3 protein-coding genes are annotated in these 1,673 nt (G+C 55.0%); all 3 read left to right on the top strand.

Annotated elements, in window-relative coordinates; translation table 11 throughout:
• Positions 1-536 (top strand): polymorphic toxin-type HINT domain-containing protein (locus tag ABD224_RS29120; protein ID WP_344055298.1); only part of this gene is annotated, 536 nt, incomplete at its 5' end.
• Positions 537-545: 9 nt separating this feature from the next.
• Positions 546-872: a hypothetical protein gene (locus tag ABD224_RS29115; RefSeq protein WP_067400737.1), complete on the top strand. Its 327-nt coding sequence runs from the start codon at positions 546-548 to the stop codon at positions 870-872.
• Positions 873-1,199: 327 nt separating this feature from the next.
• Positions 1,200-1,571, top strand: a complete 372-nt coding sequence (locus ABD224_RS29110) for an SCO4402 family protein (protein ID WP_344055295.1) — start codon at positions 1,200-1,202, stop codon at positions 1,569-1,571.
• Positions 1,572-1,673 lie beyond the last annotated feature (102 nt).

Below are 1,673 nucleotides of genomic sequence, written 5' to 3'. Positions count from 1 at the left end.
TCCCCGAGCTCGGTGAATGGATCGACGCCGCCGATCTCAAGGCTGGCCAGTGGCTCAAGACCAGTGCCGGCACCCGTGTCCAGATCACCGCGGTCAAGCGCTGGACGACACAGCACGCCACCGTCCACAACCTCACCGTCAACAATCTTCACACGTACTATGTGTTGGCGGGCGATGCGCCAGTACTCGTTCACAACACCAACTGTGGTAACCGTAAGCATGACAAGGCTCGTGGCGCTGCAGGTGTCGACGAAATGACGGCGACATTTGAACGATTCTACAAACGATCGGACATCTACAGCGAAACCTACGGGAATGGGCTTAAGTTGTGGACTCCCTATGGCGTGCGCGAGGTGGATATTGCAATCAAGAACGCTGATGGGGGCCTTGACCTCTACGAGATAAAGGTTAATAAGTCTAATTACACGAGGGTGCAACGAAGGAAGGATGCATGGCTGGAGAAGACATATGGCTTCAAGACCACAGTGATCCGTCGCGGTACTGAGTGCCCGATATGCAATCCTAAGCACCCTTAGGAGGGGGCCTTGAGCAGCGATTTTGGCTTCTGGAAGCACGGTGTCGGAAATCCTGAGGAGATTTTCGACAGGCTTGCCGAGGGGGATACTTCCGGCCTGACGTCCAGCGATGACGTGTTGCGTTTCCGTGAGGAGTTGCTGAGCCGCTGGCCGGACATGAAAGATGTGCTAGAACCTTCGGAGTTCGATCTGGAGGAAAGTCCAGAGGACGCCCTGAAGTATGCTCTCCTCACCTTTTCAGTTCGGCAACTGGATTACCTTCCCCAAGTGATCGAGTTGGCGAAGAAGCATGGCCTTTCGGGGTTCAGCGGGGTGGCTGGCGAGCCTATTTACTGAATCTGTAGAGGTGATTGCCCCGCATATTTTTGCCAACGAATGTGCGGGGCGGTCGCATGTCTGACATCAATGATCATGCTGCCGCTCGAGTCGGCATTAATTCGAAATGCTTCGATTGAAGATCCATTGATGGTGCGCGATTGAAAGACTTTTACCCTTTGGTTTGTGGGTGGTGAAGGATGGTGCTCAGGGAATGAAGTGGCAAGGCTTCTGTTCATTGCGGTCGATGATCTTGCCGTCGACGTCTCGACTTGGGGGGGTCTGTTGACCTCATGTCAGTGAAAGCCCGCCTTCCCCTTGGTGAGTGGCAGACGTGGAGGAGCTGGAGTGCCTCATAAAATCGCTGAACTGCAGACTCCTTGGATCCGCGCTCAGTTAATCGACTGGCTGGTCAGGCTGAGCGATAAGGGTTGGCAGGAGGAGAACTGGATGTCGAGGAATCCAGGCAATTCCGGTCTCGATGAGGCGCTAGATTTCTTCGATGACTCCGGCGTTCTCGCGGAACCATGCGGGAAGCTGGGTTTCGTCCTCATTGATGAAGAGGAAGTTGCAGCTATGCAGGCACTGAATTTGGTGCTGGACCGCGCGATTTCTGCACCGTCATCGTCTGATGCGGAAATCATCCAAACGCGGGTATGGGATGATGTCATTGGCGCTGCCCGTAGGGCTCTCATCGCAATGGGTCAGGAAACTCACTAAGCACTGAGCGTTTCTCATCCTGTGGTTCGTGGGTGATGGCGGCTGGTGGTCGAGGACCGTAACGCGGCAGGGCTCCTGGCCGTTGCGGTTGGTGATCTCACT

The sequence above is a fragment of the Streptomyces thermoalcalitolerans genome, assembly GCF_039525155.1.
GTDB classification, from domain to species: domain Bacteria; phylum Actinomycetota; class Actinomycetes; order Streptomycetales; family Streptomycetaceae; genus Streptomyces; species Streptomyces thermovulgaris.
This window is presented reverse-complemented; position numbering and strand designations above follow the sequence as displayed.